Origin of the sequence: Bacteroides sp. AR29 (genome assembly GCF_900217715.1) — a bacterium.
In the GTDB taxonomy this organism is placed as follows: domain Bacteria; phylum Bacteroidota; class Bacteroidia; order Bacteroidales; family Bacteroidaceae; genus Bacteroides; species Bacteroides uniformis.
The window spans coordinates 1-17,313 of record NZ_OBMS01000026.1 but is presented as its reverse complement, the minus strand read 5'-3'; the positions used below and the strand labels follow the sequence as shown (position 1 = coordinate 17,313).

The following is a 17,313-nucleotide window of genomic DNA, read 5'->3' as shown; positions in this document are numbered from 1 at the left end:
ATGCATCATGCTATACTTGCGCCTTTGGATTTCCGGCTGCCCTGTTCCTGCCTCTGTGTTTCAGCCACGACATTTCGTTGCGAGGCGTCACGCTTGCGGTCGGGGTTCTCGTTGTAGAAGTCCAGCCTGCCCTGGTTGAAGTTCGCCTTGACATACTGGGAGATGGTCTTGCCGTCATATCCCTTGATACCCTCCACCAAAACAGCCTTGCCACTCTGCAGGTCGGAACGCTGCTTGCGGGTAAGCTCCACATCCCACACCTTATCCGGAATCTTGAATTCCGCACGCTGCTCGAAACCGTCCGGAGTGCGTGAATAACTGAGCCGTCCGGTTTCCAGGTCCGCCTTGATGAACGAGGAGAACTCCTCGCCCTTGCGGTTCACCATGTCATTGAGGAAGATGGTCCTGCCCTCCCGTAGTTGTTGCTGCTCCTCGGCGGTGATTTTCACGCCATTGATCTCGTTCGGGATATAGATTTCCCGTGCGCCCTCCGGGGAGTCGGGATTGTAGCGGGTATAGGCGGGCCTGCCCGTCACCTCGTCCAGCTTGACATAGGAGGAGAATCTCTCCCCGTCCTTACGCTCCATTCCCTCCACGAAAATGGCCTTTCCGGCATTCAGGTCTTCAACCTGCTGTTTGGTCAGTTCCACGCCACCCAATGACTGGCGGTTGAAGAGCTTGTCGTTATCGAAGATATATTCGATGCCCCTGCGCTCGGCGTTGATCTGGATGTGGGCGTCGAACTCCTTTCCGTTGTTGGAAATCATACCCTCGATGAACACCTTCTTGCCTTCGCGCAGGTCGTTCTGCTCCTGCTCGGTAAGCTTTACGCCTTTAATCTCCTTCGGGATGAAGACATTTTCCGCACGCATGGCGACCACCTCATTGGTGAGCTTGTCAATGCTGACAAAAGAGGGGATGTATTCACCGCCCCGTCCTTTCAGTTCCACGACACGTCCCATATTGCCTGTTTCAAGCAGGTTCTTCTTGTCCTCCTCGGAGAAGATATGCCCGAAGTACGGGCGGTCGAGTTCGGGTTTCTGCCGGATACCGTGGATGCCCAGCACGATGGGACCTCCCACGGACTGCTGGAGTGACAGCCGTGCGTCGGTACGCAATACGGCAGAACCGAAATTCATGCTGATGGGCACGACCTGGTTGGTCTTGTAGCCCCTGAGCATCTGGTCAAGGAGTCCGCGTTCCTGAAGATACTCGCAGGACAGCCCGTATTTCTTCAGTTCCTCCCAGTTGATCATGGATTCATTGTAGCGGTATTTCGGCTGCTGCGCGGTTTCCGGAGCGGCCTGTTGCTGTGTCTCAGTTTTTTTTGCCATTTCTTCTTGATTTTGATGGTTTATACTTTGGTTTTCTTTGGAGCGGGGAACAATCTCGTATTTCTTTAGAAATTCCTCCACCGCGTCTGATTTTCTGCCTGCGGCAAGATCCTCAATTGCCTGTCTGACTTCCGGGTTGTCCAGCGCATTCTCCTTGACGGAAAGGATGCCGAAACGAGTCGGGTCTTTCAACTGGCTCCAAAAGTTCTTCAGAAAATTCTCGAACATGCTGGCATATCGGTCAATTTTCAGGAAAGAGTTCCGGTGTTTTTTGTCTGCCGGAACCGTCTTGTACCTGCCGTTCTTGTCGATGTCGGATATTGCCTGTAGAAGCAGTTCCATCTTGTCGAGGATAAACACGATGTCGCTCAGCTGGGCGTTCTCGGTGACTTGCGTTTTTGGGGGTTCGTCCCTTACATTTTTCTTTGCCATAACTGTAATTTTTAGGGTTTATAACTGTTGTTGTCACCGCAAATATATAGTCATAAATTTGATAAATCACTATGTCTCAACGCGTTGTGCTATCTGTTTCATCGGATGTCATCACGTTTCACCGCAGAGGGAGAAAACGCAAGGCGGAAAAACGGAAGAATCAAGGATAAAAGTGTGAGAAACGTACCGGGTCCGATAAAAGAAGAGAGAGAAATACGCGAAGGGAAAGCCAAAAACAAAAAAGGCGGAACGGGAAAATGGGAAAGGGTGGAAAAGCCGCAAACGACACGAAGCCGATAAAGAGAAACTGTATTATGCAGAGTGGAGAGCGAGCTGTCTTTAGTCCCCGCTTCCTTCTGTTACTCCATAGGACTGGATGAGAATTTACGTGCGGTTGATGTTGACAGCATAATCCATTAGGACATCAGGTGTCGGCAAAATACCGCCGCCGGATTGTATCTTGGTTTTGTCCTATGCGTCGTAGGTCGCTTCGCTTGCTAAGTCCCGGAACGTTTCTCCAACTCGGACGGCGATACCGGAACGTTTTTTCGGGTGAAAAATTACCGAAGGGAATTTTTTGCCCGAAAACCGCAGGCCTGAACGTAGAAGGTATCGTCCCTCCGAGTTATCTTCTTAAAGGGACTTGACAAGTGAAGCGTGGCTTATGATGGATTTTTATAGAGGAATATGGAAAAATGTACCTTTAGCCCAAGAAAATTGCAATCATTTCGCAGAAGTAATCAGAAAATGATTACTCTTGCAGAACGATAATACATGAAAAAATGTTTTTGTTCACTCATCTATGGATGTTCATTTTTAATGAATGCGAGCAAATAATGAACATGGATTCGCTTATATCCGCCTTCTATTGGAGAAAATTGGTCTTTTACCCATTTTTCTCCAATAGAATAACCGTAATACTGATAATTTTCCATATTTTTGCAACATGATTATACCAAGGGATAAATATTTGCAAGAGCTAAGAAGTGTAATGCACAACGGAATGATTAAGATTATTACCGGTGTACGCCGTTGTGGAAAATCTTATCTTCTATTTGAATTATTCAAACAATCATTACTTGAAAACGGTGTGAATGAAGAGCACATTATTCAAGTTGATTTGGAAGACCGACGTAATAAACACCTCAGAGAGCCGGACAGATTATTGGATCACATCGATGGACATATCACAGATAACGATATGTATTACATACTATTGGATGAAATACAACTTGTTCCTGAGTTTGAAGATGTACTCAACAGCTATCTGAAAATTAAAAATACAGACGTATATGTGACAGGAAGCAATAGCCGAATGTTGTCCAGTGATGTAAAAACAGAATTTCGTGGTCGAGGGTATGAAATCAGAGTCCATCCACTGAGTTTTTCGGAATTTCTCAAGGCAGGACAGTACACAAATGAACTTTCTGCCCTACAGGATTATATGATTTATGGAGGAATGCCACAAGTCGTATCTTTTTCAAAGAAAACAGAAAAAGAAAATTATCTAAAATCCTTGTTTCAAGGAACTTATATACGCGATATAAAAGAGCGTTACAATATTAGAAACGATGATGATTTGAGTGAACTTATAGATATTATTGCTTCCAACATAGGCTGCCTGACCAATCCGACAAACCTTGAAAATACATTCAAGTCCGTAAAAGGTCATAGTATTTCAGATACAACCATACAGAGTTATCTTGGAATGTTACAAGATGCCTTTATGTTGGAAAAAGCCATTCGATATGACATCAAAGGAAAGCATTACATCAACACGCCTTCAAAATATTATTTTGAAGATGTCGGACTACGTAATGCCCGTCTGAATTACCGTCAAATTGATGGGGGTCATCTTATGGAAAATATCATATATAACGAACTGCGTATCAGAGGGTATTCGATTGATGTAGGGCAAGTGGAAGTGAGAATAACAAATGATGATGGAAAGAAAATGCGAAAACTACTGGAAGTTGATTTCATTTGCAATAGTGGGGATAAACGTGTGTACATACAATCAGCACTTGATATGCCCACTCAAGAAAAAATTGACCAGGAAACCAATTCCCTTCGTCATATCAAAGATGGATTCCCTAAAATAGTCATTGTGGGAGGTTTGACCCCTTCTCATGTGAATACAGATGGCATATCAATCATTAATATAATAGATTTCCTTAAAGATACAGAAGGAAATCTATTATGAATCCACCATAATATGTAGCATAATAGTGTGTAAAAATAGTAAGGACAATGTGCATAATGCACCCAAAATATAAATCCACCCCTGCTACAAATAGCTGTAACAGGGGTGGTTTTATCAGAAAGGGAGTTTTGACTTTACCTGCACCGTTTTTCACGCAATTGCAGATTAACTTGTGGTATAAAAATTTTATGTATGTATGCTCCAGCCGTGAAATGGTTCCATCATTACGGCAAAAGACTCATCCGGTCTGCCGTGATAGAGCAATCCACCCACAATGCCGTTTCTTCCATCCGGTGTCCTTTCCGCAAATCCGAATGAATACGGAGCGAAATCGTAATACAGTTCAATTTCATACCTGCCGCCAGAGTTCTTCTCCCATTGTTTGAGGCGTTCAATGCAATTCTGAAAGGTTGTGTCACCAATACTTTTGGCGTATTCCGCCACCTTGTCGTAGTGTTCCTGACATTTGATTTTCATATCCGGTAATTTTAAGTTGTTTGTAGCAATTCTTCGTATATTCCGAAATCGAGGCATCCGGCAACAGTAAAATCCTCCCCATCTTTGTCCGTCAATGATTTCAAGTCTTCCAGACTATTGCAGTAGAAGAATATCTCGTCATCCTTTTCCGTGTCGGATTCCATAGCCAAAGCGATCCTTACTTCTACTGTTTCCAGTGTGTCACACCATCTGATGACACAGTCCGCATAATGAGGTTCACATCCTTGCTCACTGTAGAACTTCAGATAAAGACCTCCTATTTCCTGTCTGACTTCATCGGGCTTTTTCCATGTACTGTCATCCACGATTTCAAAGCCTATTCCTTCAACCAACAGGCACGTGCCATTGTCATTGACCATCATGGTGCGCTTGCCGATATGTTTTTCTCGTATTTCCGCCCAATCTGGCAAGTCCCAACGTTCTACAGTCCAGATTCCACGGTAATTTTCTGGGATGGCATTGTATTCACTCAATATTATCTTTTTCATTTCAAATCGGTTTATGCTGTTATAAAAGTCACTTCATACGTTTTACATGGTTTCCCAAAGGCCGGGTAAGCATCAAACTCTCTGTATGCTTCCCAATCCACCGACATGGTATATCCGTTCGGAAAATTTTCACCGATGAATCGGGTTATCAGATCCTTGTCTTCATCGGTAAGGAACAATTCTTCTTCAATGCCGTACTCCAATGCAAAAATCGCCCATTCGGGAATGTTGTTCCAAACGAGCGGTGTATTATTGTTTTCCTTCATACTTTCAAGTTTATTGCGGTGATACCAGCAGTCTTTGGATGATGCCGTCAAGTTTCGTTTCCCATTTGTCCGTACCGTTAAGGAGAGACGGGTAAGTCAACTGTTGCCATTGCCGGTAGTCGAAGAGTTTCATCCGGAGCGGATAATAATCAAAAAGTTTCCGTCCTTCGGAGAATATTCTCAGGTGATTGACACCTACTTCCATCAGTTTCAGACCGTAATGGTCGATAATCTCATGAAATCTATTCATCGGTGTGAAATTGCTTCTTTTCCTCATAATTCATTTGTCATTATAATTCGTTCAACAATACATTTTATACAAATCGGTATCTGACAGCGTACACAACTCTTCATCCGTACAGTAACCGTCAATCTCTTCGCTGGCTTCCATAGCCTCATATATACCGTTACGCATATCGTTTGCCAGTTCATTCCGCAGGCTCTCCACTGACACCCTGAATATATGGTTGCCGGCATCTATTTCCCTGACGGGATAGACACATCCTTTCCAATGGATTTGCCCGATGACGATTGCTTCATTCGCATTTTCAGCCATCCAGTCCAGGTATTCTTTAATGATGTCCCCATGACAAGGATCCGGTTTGCAGAAACATCCCAATGTCTTGCCCTGCAAATTCCCGATCCGCTTGCGGAACTCTTTATCCGTACTCAGGCGATGATAAAAGTATTTCCTGTATCGGCCAAGCGTACTGCCTTTTGCCATCGTTGCTTCCAGTCTGAACGGATTCCCGAAATAACCGTCCTTGCCATATCCAGCCCTGCCAATGTACACGTCACAGGTTTCCTTGCGGATATTGACCACTCTTGTTCTGCCCATAGCCATATTTCTTTTATTCAGTTAAACATTCACCGGCTCGTGAGCCGATATTTTATTTCTTGCCTGCATCACTGTCCCGTGCCGGATTGTGCAAGGCTTTCCGGAAAAATACCGCAAGCGGAGCGCGGAAGATTTTTGCGGAAACCCGTAAGGGCTTGGCCTTGCTCAATCCAGGCGGGCACGGGACTACCTTTGCAGGCTGAAATAAAAAAGCGGACTTGTTCTATTCGTCTTTTTTATCATCTTCCTTCTGCGGAATCAGGTGTTTCAGATCCGGATCATTGGCTATCCTTGCCATCTCTTCCTCAATGATCTGCAGTACGTCAGCCTTGATGCGTGAATAGTTGCGGTCTATCTGTTGCTGCATGATGTCGTTGCCGTCCTCGTCCTTGAACTCGTTGATGACGGGTATCTTCTTGTAGGCTTTTGTTTCCGCCGCCACTTTTTCACTGTCGACAATAATCCGCGCATGGAAAATCTTCTGTTCTATCTCTTCTCCGAAATTGTCCGCCACGCTGCCCACGAATGTTCCCTGCGAGAGATTGGCTATTTTGGATGCCGGTATCAGAGAATCCAACTGCGTGTTGATGGAGGTGGATGTATCCTGCCGGTTGATGGAGATGGATTGCCTTTGTTGCAGGATTTTACCGAACCGCTCGGAAAGGCTCTTTGCGGTTTCACCTACCACTTGGCCGCTGAATATATTGCCGACCGTATTTTGGATTACCTTCGCCTCTTTTTCACCGTAGTCACGGGTCAGCTGGGAGAAATCCTGGAAGCCGAGACAGACTGCCACTTTGTTGCTTCGGGCGGTGGCTATCAGATTGTCAATACCCCGAAAATATATCGTGGGTAGCTCATCTATGATGATGGAGGATTTCAACTGTCCTTTCTTGTTTACCAGTTTCACTATACGGGAATTATACAGACCGAGAGCCGCCGAGTAGATATTCTGCCTGTCCGGATTATTTCCCACACATAGGATTTTCGGATGTTCAGGATTATTCAAATCCAACGTGAAGTCATCGCCTGTCATGACCCAATAAAGCTGCGGTGAAATCATCCTCGAAAGCGGGATTTTAGCACTCGCTATCTGGCCCTGCAACTGATCTTGTGCTCCGCCCTGCCAGGCATCCATAAAGGGGGAAAGATAGTTTTCGAGGGACGGGTAAGAGGTGAGAATCGTGAAAATATCAGCATACGGCTTGTTAAGGAATTCTATCGCGTGAGGGAAGGTACAATACTTGCCGTCCTTGTAAATTCGCAGATACCAGATGATTGCCGCGAGCAGGATAATCGGTGATTCCACGAAAAAATCACCCTGCTTCTGTATCCAGGTCTTGTTCAAATTGAGCATTATCGTGTAGGCACTTTCATAAGCATCGGAAATATCCGCCATGAACTTGGGATTGATAGGATTACAGCGGTGGCTGCGCCTCGGATCGTCAAAATTAATGACATAGAACTCCGGTCTTACCTTGTAATGCTCCTTGTGCTTAAGCAAATGGTTGTATGCAATTTCGGACAAATCCGGAAATTTGTAATCATAAATATACATGGCAAAGGATTTCTCAATCTGCTGTTTTATGTAATTGTTTACCACTGCATAGCTTTTCCCCGAACCGGGCGTTCCCAGTACGATGGACGCACGAAAAACGTTTACAACGTTGATCCATCCGTCCCATTCCTTGCCCTGATAGACAAACTTCGTGGGCAAGTTGACGGAATACTCGTTCTCCATAAGCCTTGTTTCCTGTATGAAACTCTCGTTGGCAGTATTGAAGACATCTTCCATAAGGTTATGTTTCAGCATACGACTGATCCACATACCCGACATCAAGAGAAGGATATATCCTGCGGTAAGTGTTACCGTATATATGACAGCGTTGGCCGTCGGGCTGAATGGCAGGTCAAGCATCCACCAGTTCATGAAAAACAGCACCAATCCCGAAAGGAAAGCGGCGTATATCCTGCCCCATGTCATCTCCTGATTTTTCACTCCTTGGGTACCCAGGCATGAGAGGGCAAGGAATATGACGGCAAATACTTTCGTTATAAGCAGGTTGCTGAACAGTCCTGCCGTCCGTTGGAAATTGAGCAGTATCCTGTCGACCACACCTATATTTATACCCATATCCACAAATGACCGGTAGCAGAACCAGTACACGTGAATGACAATAAACACAATGGAGATAGCTCGCATGAATTCCATGACTTTGGCCAGTCCTCTCAAATCATCTTCCTGTTGCATAATGAACTAATTTTAATATTAGAAAAATCGGTAATTAGGAAATTCCGCGTGAGCGGCGTTTCTTCTTCTTTTTACGTTGCAGTCTTCGGGCAAGAGCCTCTTCCTGTGGGTCGGGACCGTTCTGTTCCATGGCGAATATACCGAAAGCCTGTTCGATGGCGCTTTCCATATCGGAGGAGAATCCGCTTTGCAGACCGATGTCCGGCATGTGAGCATCCACATTGGGGATGTTGTCAGGATTATTGAAGAGCCGTTCAAAGGCATTCGCCGAGAACTCCTTGCCAAGTCGGGAGCCGTTATAGACCTCGCGGTTCTTGTGGTCGATGAAGGTCGCTCCATAGATGCGTCCTTCATCGTTTTCACGGAACAGCGCGTCTATGCCTTTGTCGGCAAGCAGACGGACAAATTCCTCTCTGTTGCCACGGCAGCCGTGCATGGCAAGGGTAATCTCGTTCCGTATCTTCGGTTGCCATTTTTTTGCTTTATACTCGCGGGCGTTGTAACCGATACGTTTTTCCAACCCTTCGTAACCGTAGCGTTTACCGATAAGGGAAGACTTGATGGGTGTGCATACCGGTTTTCCCGTATCATCTGTCATGATATAGACGATACCGTTATAGGGTACTTCACCAAATTCGCCTTTCACTTGCTTCGCCTCGATATTGAAACAGGAAAGCAACGCGCTGTATTCTCCGAAAGACTGGTAACGGTAGGTACCGAATACGCTCTTGACGATATTGGATACCTGTTTCTTCACGTCACCGCTTTGGTAGTCCGCTTTTTTGAGATACGGTTCCAGCAGTTCCTTCCGCTTGTCTTCCACCTGTTTCAGGCCGAACTTCCGTTCCAGTTCCCGGCAGGCTTTCATCGAGCGGTTCCACTCGTAGGCATCGTCAATCTTTTCCCCTTTCTCGTTCACGCAAGTGGATACGATATGGATGTGCCTGCGGCTGATGTCCTCGTGTACATATACGATGTAGGGCTGGTCGCCATATCCCATCTTCTGCATATACTCTTTGGCGAGGTCGGCAAATTGGCTGTCTGTCAGCCGGTCATCCAATGAGGGGTTTAACGAGATGTGCAGTACGGGCTTCTCCGTGTTCTTGTTGGCAAGCAGGTAATTCTCGAACGCCCATATCGTCTGCCGCATGACCTGTTCAGGATTGCCCGTGACATCGGTAATCATGCGGTTCTCGTAAATGATACGTGCCGTGGCATCATCCACTTTCTGCTGGTTATAGACGATTGCCCCGTAAAGGGAAACGCCTCTGTTGATTTTCGCCACCATATCATCCTTCCTCCCTTTTCCTTTTGATAAGGTAGGCTTCTTCAAACTCGTGGGTAAGCATAATAATCCGCTTGCTCAGCACTACCAGGTCTATGGTCGCCTTTTCTAGATTTCGGAGCAGGGCATATGCCCGTTTTTCCCCGAAATTGGTCTTGACCGCCTTGACCGTCTGGTTGTAATTGTTGCCGATACCCTGGAACTGGTGGTAGAAATTGGTCAGGCGGATGTAGTAGTCCATCGTTGCCTTGTCGATTTTAACCACCTTGATTTCGTGTCCGAAAAGCATCGCCTTGATAAATTTTGAATGTTCTTTCAATCCGGATTTCTGGAACTGGATGTTGAAACGCCCGTTTTCTTCCGAGTTCAACCGTACTACATAACGGTGCACGGCAGGGTCGGATTTTGGCTTCCGCCCCACACCTTTTGTCGATTTTTTCTTTCTGTTTTCTTCCATACGCATTGATGTTTCCTGTTTCTGATTTTCCGTCCCGGATTCACGACTTTGGAGTGAATCCCTCCCGAGCCGTCAGGCGAGCGGCAAGTTGTTTTGAGTGCCCGAATTTATTTCGGGTGCCTCAAAACACAACTTGCTATTACCGCTTGGTAATGAATTTTCCTTCGTCAAATTAAATTTTGACCTTCAGCCTCATTCTTCGGCTTCGGGAAACCTCCGCAGCGGTATCCGTTCCGTTGTCGGTGCAAAGTTATGGCGGTTTATCCTGTTGTAAAATAGCGGGTTATATGTAACGTGATGACATATGGTGACACAGGTCGTCACCTCCCTTGAAACATAGTGATGATATGAAAAAATACCTTTTTATTTGCAACATAAACGGTAAAACAAACCAATAGTCAAGTAACTGTCCGTTGTATTGCTGGTTAGCGAAAACACTTGTTGCAACAGGTGGGCAGTGATTGTTTACTTGCTTTGTTAGGGCAGATAACTATCGGTTGGTCGGTTTGCCGGTTGGTGAGCACAAAGTAACCATATCACTAACAAACCTTGTCACAAAGTAAACAACAGACAAGTAAAACAATAGTGTAATAAACCATTAAAAAAGTTCAGTTATGAAGAAGAATCCGTTATTCGTTGCGGTCAGCAACCAGAAAGGTGGGGTCGGCAAAAGTACCATGCTGGTAACGCTTGCCAGTCTCCTGAATTATTCGATGGATAAGAGTGTGGCCATCGTTGATTGTGACTCCACCCAGCGCAGCCTGTTCAATCTGAGGGAACGGGACATGGAGATGGTGGAGAAGAACAAGAAGTACATGGTGCTGTTGGAAGAGCAGAGGCTTAGGGGGTGCAGGATTTATCCTATCAGGCAGGCAAAGCCGGAGAATGCACGCCAGGTGGCCGGAGAGTTGGCGGCAAAAGCAGATTTTGATATCGTTTTCATAGATTTGCCAGGGTCTATGGACATATCCGGTGTGTTGCAGACCATTTTCAATGTGGATTATGTATTGACCCCCATTGCCGCTGACAATTTCGTTATGGACAGCAGTTTTGTCTTTGCCAAAAGCGTCATGAAGTTTTTGGAAAACCGGAAGAATATTCCTTTGAAAGACGTGTTCCTGTTCTGGACCAAGGTAAAGAAAAGAAGCAATACTGAAGTGCTTGACAACTATATGGCACTGATGAAGAAACAGGGGCTGAAAATTCTGGATTCAGCCATTCCGGACCTCTGCCGTTATGACAAGGAACTCTCATCCCGGACCCGCACCTATTTCCGCTGTTCACTCCTTCCACCGCCGGCAGGACAACTTAAAGGCAGCGGATTGCAGGAACTGGCAAATGAACTGATTGTAAAATTTAACCTGTAATTGAGGTATGGCAAAGAATATAGTAAAAGTAAATGAAGAGGAAATCAGGGGGTATATGGTCGGTAACATTCCTGATGCCATTGAGAAAGAGGATGTCATCGTGGTAGAAGTTCCAGCAGAGGAAACCGATAAAAGGCCGGATAAGGAAAAGGAAACAGCCTCGGAAAATCCCGAACCTCACCCAAAGCGTAAAAGTGAAAGCGGTTTCCGTCAGAAGTATCTGGTGAATACCCCCATGCCCGGACGTATCCAGGTGTACCTGAACCGCAAGCTGTACGACGAGATAAAGAATTATCTCAATGTGATAGCTCCCGAAGTAAGTATCGCGAGCTATATCAGTAACATCATAGCCGAGCATATAGAACTCAACATCGAGGAAATCACCCGAATGTATAAAGACCGTTTTTCACCCCCTAAAATTCAATAGTCATGGAAACAACATTAATTTATTTTTCAGTAAAAGCCATGTCGGCAACCTATATATTATATAAGGTATGGATGTTTATATTCAGTCCGAAAGTTTATAAATTCTGGGACAATCAGCTTCGTTATATGCGTATGGCACGTATCCGGTTATGGAAATCACGTAAAAAACGAATGGTGGAAAAAGCAAGGAAAGCCCGGTATAGGGCAAGACTGGACAAGGCTGAAGCATGGATCGCACAAGCGGAGAACGATATCCTAAAAGTCGGGCATGAAAAGAAAACCGAAACGCAGCCGAATCCCCTGGACGAGTACAATGAAGTAATCGGCAAGACGAAGATAGTCTATCTTGAAGACCCGGAAGTGGCGAGAAAAACTCCCACACGTTCTGAACCTATGAAAAAGGAACCCATAGAGGAGGATAAGGATATAAATACGGATGACGTGATTGATGACTTTACTCCCAAAAAAGGACTGACTGAATCAGAAAAACGGGAACTCATGTCAAATGACGGGTGCGTTCCTGACCCGGATTTTTCAAGGGCATTGACTTTTGAAGAACTGAACAATGTCGCTGATGTGCTTATTTCGGGAACGGATGACAGAAAGAAAATCCGAAATGCTGCCGAAACCCTGTACCAACTTCAGGATACAGACCTGTTCAGTTTTTTTTCAACCGAACTGAGTACTCAAAGCCAATTGGAAAAACTGCTCAAAGAAAATATGCCAAATGGAAAAGAGACATCAAAACAGTCTTTGGAACAGATTGGAATTGATTGGAATAAATACATGTAAATATGGAATCGAATATGAAGGACAAAAAACAACAAGCAGTACCGCAGTCAGAAGCAGAATCTTTTGGCATAAAAAGAAATCCTGCAGTTCGTGCCCCACGCATCTGTCTATCTGAAGAAGAAGTCATCAGAATTATGCGGAATGAAGACGCTATCAAAAAGAAGATAGGAAATCTTATTGATAGTATGCTTTGTGATGACTCGCAAATTTCAGAAATGGATAATACAAAAAATAAGACAGAGGCATTCGATATAGATGAATTCGTTTAATTGTTTCTTTTTGCTGTCATAGTTTCAGAAGGCATGTCGATGTGATATCGGCCTGCCTTTGATTTTTAAGTATTATTCAACTCTTTTGGCATTATCTAATCTCCTATGACAGTAAGAAATCAAAGACAAAATTTCTAAAGCATCTTGTTCACTCACTGGCCACTCAATTTTTGGTTGATGAGCTTCTGGATTCCTAAACATATTGCACAAACCTTCTAAGATTGCCTCGAAACCTTTCTGTTCATCTTTTTCCTGTTTGGATTTATACGAATTGATTACCAATATAGGATGATTAAACACATATTCCACTAACCGTATTCCATCAGTATTAATTAATGACAGTTGCCGTATTCTTGCAAATAACCCTTTGCAAGCTTCAAATACAGCATGAAAGTAGTTCTTATCAACTAGTTCTGTTGTGCAATATTTGAATATTTCTTGATGTGCATTCCTCATCTGAAGATTTACTAAAAGGTCATTTGCACGTTGTTGGGCTTCACTAATAGTTTTTGCAGTAGTAACGACCCTAAAACGGCCGTTTGATTGTAATTCATAACCTACATAAGATAGGCATTCATTAATCGCCTTTCTTTTTGTCTCAAAAATTTGATTATCTGTAAAACGCGCAGGGTTCAATACAATTTGGATGAATCTCAATATTTTGTTTGAACATTTATCAAAGTTCTGAACGGATGCAAGTGCACTGTAAAGCCTTTTCCATTTCGTTATTTCAGGAGTCACATCTTTAATATTACACTGCTGAAGGAAATAAGATATTTCAGATCCAGTAAGTCCATTCGATGTATCTCCTAGTATTTTTGAAATACGTTCCAATATACCTTGGTTTAAGCAATATCTTAGTTCCATAACTGTCAATATATATAAGTGTTATCAATAAATGTTGAACAAACTAATTTCATCAATGTCTATTACTGGAGTGTAACTATCCCTTACCCATTCAGTGCAAATTTTATATTGAGGAAACGCACCCTTATAAGGTTCATCTACCCAATCATTATTCCATAAATTAACGCCAGTCTCACCATTTACGATTTTACATATATTTTCAGTATATGTAACAGGGTGAGGCAAATTAAATGCTATACGTTGAATCCATATTTGAATTTCGCCAATATTCGGAAACCTCTGAAACTTCGCATAAACATTATTAACAATTCGCTCTCTTTCATCTGTCGAAGGAATTTTACTAAGGAGTTTACTGATGATAGAAAGAATTACCTTGTACGTTTTCGGACTATATAGTGCTATTTCTGTGAAAATTGATATCATCACAAGGTAATCGCCACAAATCGCAATTTTTTTGTTCAATCTTTGGGCAAAAGTTGTTAAAAGTTTTATTAGTGTACCGCTGTTTGGATGTTTTTTGGAAAATTGGTATATAAAAAGAGCCTCCTGCTGAAGATTGGACATTGTAGAGTATATCCTTTTCTGCGTTTTCCTATAAATTGGACCTTCTGAAATATATGCTTTCTTATCAGGTTTTATAGAATCACTGATGACATCTTCTGTCAGATATGTCTTTTTCCCATTCAATTGAAAATTGAGTTCTGCAAGAACTTCTTGAAGAAAGAATGCTATTCGTTCTGTATCCTCTTTTGAATTGCAAAAAATACGATAGTCATCTCGGTATCTTACTATATGATAGTTAGATATTCCATTTGTATTTAGTCTTTCGCTAAGTAGCTTATCTGCATACGCAAGTACTATTTCTGCAATAAAGTCAGATAACGTACTTCCCTGAGGTATACCATTTGTTTGACCATATTGCATACCTTGCATATAGTTGTCAATAATATTTCCCAATAGTCCTGACTTATTGCGTTTTTCTTTAGCTTGTTCTTTTCCCATCAATGCCCACGCAATGGTATGAGTATATATAGCACAGTAACAATTCGTAATATCGGTAACAAACATATATCTATAAGACAAAGCTAACTCAAGGCTTCTTTGTTCAACATTTTCCCACCAAGAACTTACTGATGCTGACATATGTGATTTGTCTGTGTCTCCTTTAACTTTAGGAATACTCGCAACTTCTATGTTTGGTACTTTCAGCTCAGCAAAGCGATCTTTTATCTCCTTCCAACTACTCTTATTTGTCATAGCCTTGACAAGCAGATAATAAAGGTATGGATTAATTAACTGAATAGGCCTATATGAATACTGTGCATCCTTCTTGACTAACATCTTATGATTTACGTTTTCATAATCAGAAGGCATTCTCTTAGGATCTTTTAGAATGTCTCTCAATTCTTTATTTCCGACAGAATTTTGGACATATTCTATCACGGGCTTAAAATCTATGTATTTGGGAAACTGCATATTACAATAGTTTTGCGATTCCAAGAAATACTGTCTTGCTTTTATATGCGAAAGTTCAAGAATGGTCTTCATCGACAATATTTTACTATATTTTTCTGATTGACTTTTATTATTGACGACACTTATGTGTTTATATATCTAAACTATCTTCTTTGAGTAAGAAATCAAATAACCCGACTGTGAGAATCCCTTCCTCATTTCGGCGAGGCATAATGTGATCTTTGACAACAATGATTTTCTTGAATGAATCATTGATATTCGTCAACGAACGGGATTCCTGTATTTCTTTCTCTCTATCCGGTATAGACAATGCCGACTGTATATAGTACTTCTTGCTGCCAAGAGTCGCTATAAAATCCACTTCAAGGTGGATGCGAGTCCACTTCCCGTCCTTATCCGGCTTCTTTATCTCCACCATTCCAACATCGACACTATAACCACGGACAATCAATTCATTGTAAATGATGTTTTCCATGATATGCGTTTCCTCTTGTTGGCGCATATCAAGAATGGCATTTCTTAAGCCAATGTCCGTAAAATAATACTTGGAAAGCGTATTGATGTACTTCTTTCCTTTAACGTCGTAACGTACAGCCCTATTCAAGAGGAACGATTCTGACAAGTAGTTCAGATATTTGGAAATAGTTTGACTGCCAATTTTCACATTTTTCAAACTTTTGAAAGTATTCGACAATTTTGTAGGGTTGCATGGAGCACCTATAGATGATGCCATAATGAGAAGTAATTCACGCATTTCATTCTCATTCTTGATTTTGTGCCTCTCGATAATATCTGCCAAATAAACAGTCTCAAATAGATTTTTCAGATAGTTTATCTTCTTTTGTTCGGTTTCAAATGACTGGACAAGAGGTAAACCACCGTAGGTGAAGTATTCGCGCCACGCATCTTGTTTGTCTCCACCTTTAGCCAAATAAAATTCAGAAAAAGACAGAGGATTTACATGAATCGTCTCTCCCCGGCCTCTAAACTCCGTTGGAATATCGGATGACAGGAAATGGGAATTGCTTCCTGTTACATACGTATCGGCATTTTCGATATGGCGGAAACTGTTCAATACATCGACAAATTCATCCATCAGCTGTACCTCATCAATAATGATATAGTAAAGTTCCTTGTCCTTGATTCTGTCGTGAACATAGTGAAGCATCATATCCGGATTCCTTAAATCCTTGTTCATCCGATCTTCAAGGTCAATCCGGATAATGTGATCATCTGCAATTCCATTTTCCAACAAATAGTGGTAGAATAAAACATTCAGCAGGTATGACTTGCCGCATCTGCGGATTCCTGTCACTACCTTGATAAAACCATCTTGACGGCTTTCTATCAGTTGCTGAAGATATCTGTCTCTTTTTATTTCCATCATCACATTAAATTTCTGCCAATATTGGCATTTTTTTACAATACAAAGGTAATGACTATAATCCGTCCATGCAAGGATTATATTATTTTTTTGCCAATATTGGCACTTATATATTATGGACTATAAGATAATGCTGACAAACAAGTATTTAAGAGAAATCAATGCAAAAATTCTATCTTTGCAAAAAAAATGAACGATGGCAATGACAAAAGCGATATTGGAAAAATGGATGGTGGCGCAGAAGCGTCACCGCCTTTCGGACAAGCAGGTACAGATGGCCCGTGTTATGTAAACTAAAATATTATGTAAAGTCAGAACGACACATCTTCGACAAACAAGCCTGTAGTTACATATATATTTGAAATACTTTCCATTATATTTTGTTTTTATCATTAGTTAGCTGGAAAATCCAGTGTAAGCTGCCCCCTAAAACCAAGCGATTCTGCCCCCTTAAAACATTCAACAATGCCCCCTTAAAAAGTCTTGACCGATGGGGTTATTATTATTTTAGTTTATTTCCCTCTGTATGCAGCCATTTTACGGACACTTTCTCCTGTCAGCTCAATCCGGTGCGCCGTATGTATAATACGATCCATAATGGCATCTGCTACTGTAGGGTCTCCGATTGCATCATACCAATTGTCCGTTGGCAGTTGCGAGGTGATGATGATGGACTTGCG

At 42.7% G+C, this 17,313-nt stretch carries 18 protein-coding genes; 5 read left to right on the top strand and 13 right to left on the bottom strand.

Features of this window, described 5'->3' with window-relative positions; all coding sequences use genetic code 11:
- Positions 1-5: 5 nt before the first annotated feature.
- Positions 6-1,766, bottom strand: a complete 1,761-nt coding sequence (locus tag CSD97_RS15590) for a DUF3945 domain-containing protein (protein WP_098032665.1) — start codon at positions 1,764-1,766, stop codon at positions 6-8.
- 946 nt (positions 1,767-2,712) lie between these two features.
- Between CSD97_RS15590 and CSD97_RS15580 the strand changes: the two genes are divergently transcribed.
- On the top strand, positions 2,713-3,969 hold the full coding sequence (locus CSD97_RS15580; protein WP_005644277.1) for an ATP-binding protein: 1,257 nt from the start codon (positions 2,713-2,715) through the stop codon (positions 3,967-3,969).
- 186 nt (positions 3,970-4,155) lie between these two features.
- Here CSD97_RS15580 and CSD97_RS15575 read toward each other — a convergent pair whose 3' ends face one another.
- The 8 genes from CSD97_RS15575 to mobA all read right to left on the bottom strand — a co-directional run bounded on the left by CSD97_RS15575 (position 4,156) and on the right by mobA (position 10,058).
- Positions 4,156-4,446: a DUF4120 family protein gene (locus CSD97_RS15575; protein WP_005644280.1), complete on the bottom strand. Its 291-nt coding sequence runs from the start codon at positions 4,444-4,446 to the stop codon at positions 4,156-4,158.
- Between the two features lie 11 nt (positions 4,447-4,457).
- On the bottom strand, positions 4,458-4,955 hold the full coding sequence (locus CSD97_RS15570; RefSeq protein WP_009276708.1) for a hypothetical protein: 498 nt from the start codon (positions 4,953-4,955) through the stop codon (positions 4,458-4,460).
- An 11-nt stretch (positions 4,956-4,966) separates the two neighbouring features.
- Positions 4,967-5,221 carry a hypothetical protein gene (locus tag CSD97_RS15565; RefSeq protein ID WP_005644282.1) on the bottom strand — a complete coding sequence of 85 codons (255 nt, stop codon included), beginning with the start codon at positions 5,219-5,221 and terminating at the stop codon, positions 4,967-4,969.
- Between the two features lie 10 nt (positions 5,222-5,231).
- Entirely contained in the window at positions 5,232-5,498 is a 267-nt protein-coding gene (locus tag CSD97_RS15560) for a hypothetical protein (RefSeq protein WP_098032664.1), read from the bottom strand.
- Between the two features lie 24 nt (positions 5,499-5,522).
- Complete coding sequence (locus CSD97_RS15555) at positions 5,523-6,059, bottom strand: DUF4326 domain-containing protein (RefSeq protein WP_009276706.1); 537 nt, start codon at positions 6,057-6,059, stop codon at positions 5,523-5,525.
- A gap of 223 nt (positions 6,060-6,282) precedes the next feature.
- On the bottom strand, positions 6,283-8,310 hold the full coding sequence (gene mobC / locus CSD97_RS15550) for a conjugal transfer protein MobC (RefSeq protein WP_098032663.1): 2,028 nt from the start codon (positions 8,308-8,310) through the stop codon (positions 6,283-6,285).
- Between the two features lie 34 nt (positions 8,311-8,344).
- On the bottom strand, positions 8,345-9,598 hold the full coding sequence (gene mobB, locus CSD97_RS15545) for a conjugal transfer protein MobB (RefSeq protein ID WP_005644299.1): 1,254 nt from the start codon (positions 9,596-9,598) through the stop codon (positions 8,345-8,347).
- 1 nt (position 9,599) lies between these two features.
- Entirely contained in the window at positions 9,600-10,058 is a 459-nt protein-coding gene (gene mobA, locus CSD97_RS15540; RefSeq protein WP_005644301.1) for a conjugal transfer protein MobA, read from the bottom strand.
- 608 nt (positions 10,059-10,666) lie between these two features.
- Between mobA and CSD97_RS15535 the strand changes: the two genes are divergently transcribed.
- From CSD97_RS15535 to CSD97_RS15520, 4 genes are read left to right on the top strand one after another with little or no spacing between them, the layout of a single operon-like run.
- Positions 10,667-11,419: a ParA family protein gene (locus CSD97_RS15535; RefSeq protein WP_005832182.1), complete on the top strand. Its 753-nt coding sequence runs from the start codon at positions 10,667-10,669 to the stop codon at positions 11,417-11,419.
- A 7-nt stretch (positions 11,420-11,426) separates the two neighbouring features.
- Positions 11,427-11,846 (top strand): DUF3408 domain-containing protein, encoded by a 420-nt coding sequence (locus CSD97_RS15530; protein ID WP_005832181.1) that lies wholly within the window; start codon positions 11,427-11,429, stop codon positions 11,844-11,846.
- 2 nt (positions 11,847-11,848) lie between these two features.
- Positions 11,849-12,637: a DUF4122 family protein gene (locus CSD97_RS15525; protein WP_005832180.1), complete on the top strand. Its 789-nt coding sequence runs from the start codon at positions 11,849-11,851 to the stop codon at positions 12,635-12,637.
- Positions 12,638-12,639: 2 nt separating this feature from the next.
- A complete protein-coding gene (locus CSD97_RS15520) occupies positions 12,640-12,906 on the top strand; it encodes a hypothetical protein (RefSeq protein WP_005832178.1) in 267 nt (88 codons plus the stop codon).
- Positions 12,907-12,978: 72 nt separating this feature from the next.
- Here the strand turns inward: CSD97_RS15520 and CSD97_RS15515 are convergent, their stop codons facing one another.
- From CSD97_RS15515 to CSD97_RS15495, 4 genes are all read right to left on the bottom strand, one after another.
- Positions 12,979-13,773 (bottom strand): TIGR02391 family protein, encoded by a 795-nt coding sequence (locus tag CSD97_RS15515; RefSeq protein WP_034522585.1) that lies wholly within the window; start codon positions 13,771-13,773, stop codon positions 12,979-12,981.
- Positions 13,774-13,797: 24 nt separating this feature from the next.
- A complete protein-coding gene (locus CSD97_RS15510) occupies positions 13,798-15,321 on the bottom strand; it encodes an RNA-directed DNA polymerase (RefSeq protein WP_005832174.1) in 1,524 nt (507 codons plus the stop codon).
- A 58-nt stretch (positions 15,322-15,379) separates the two neighbouring features.
- The gene (locus CSD97_RS15505; protein ID WP_005832172.1) at positions 15,380-16,636 is read right to left on the bottom strand and encodes an ATP-binding protein; all 1,257 of its coding nucleotides are present in this window, start codon (positions 16,634-16,636) and stop codon (positions 15,380-15,382) included.
- A gap of 509 nt (positions 16,637-17,145) precedes the next feature.
- On the bottom strand, positions 17,146-17,313 hold a 168-nt coding region (locus CSD97_RS15495), incomplete at its 5' end, for an ATP-binding protein (protein WP_008664993.1).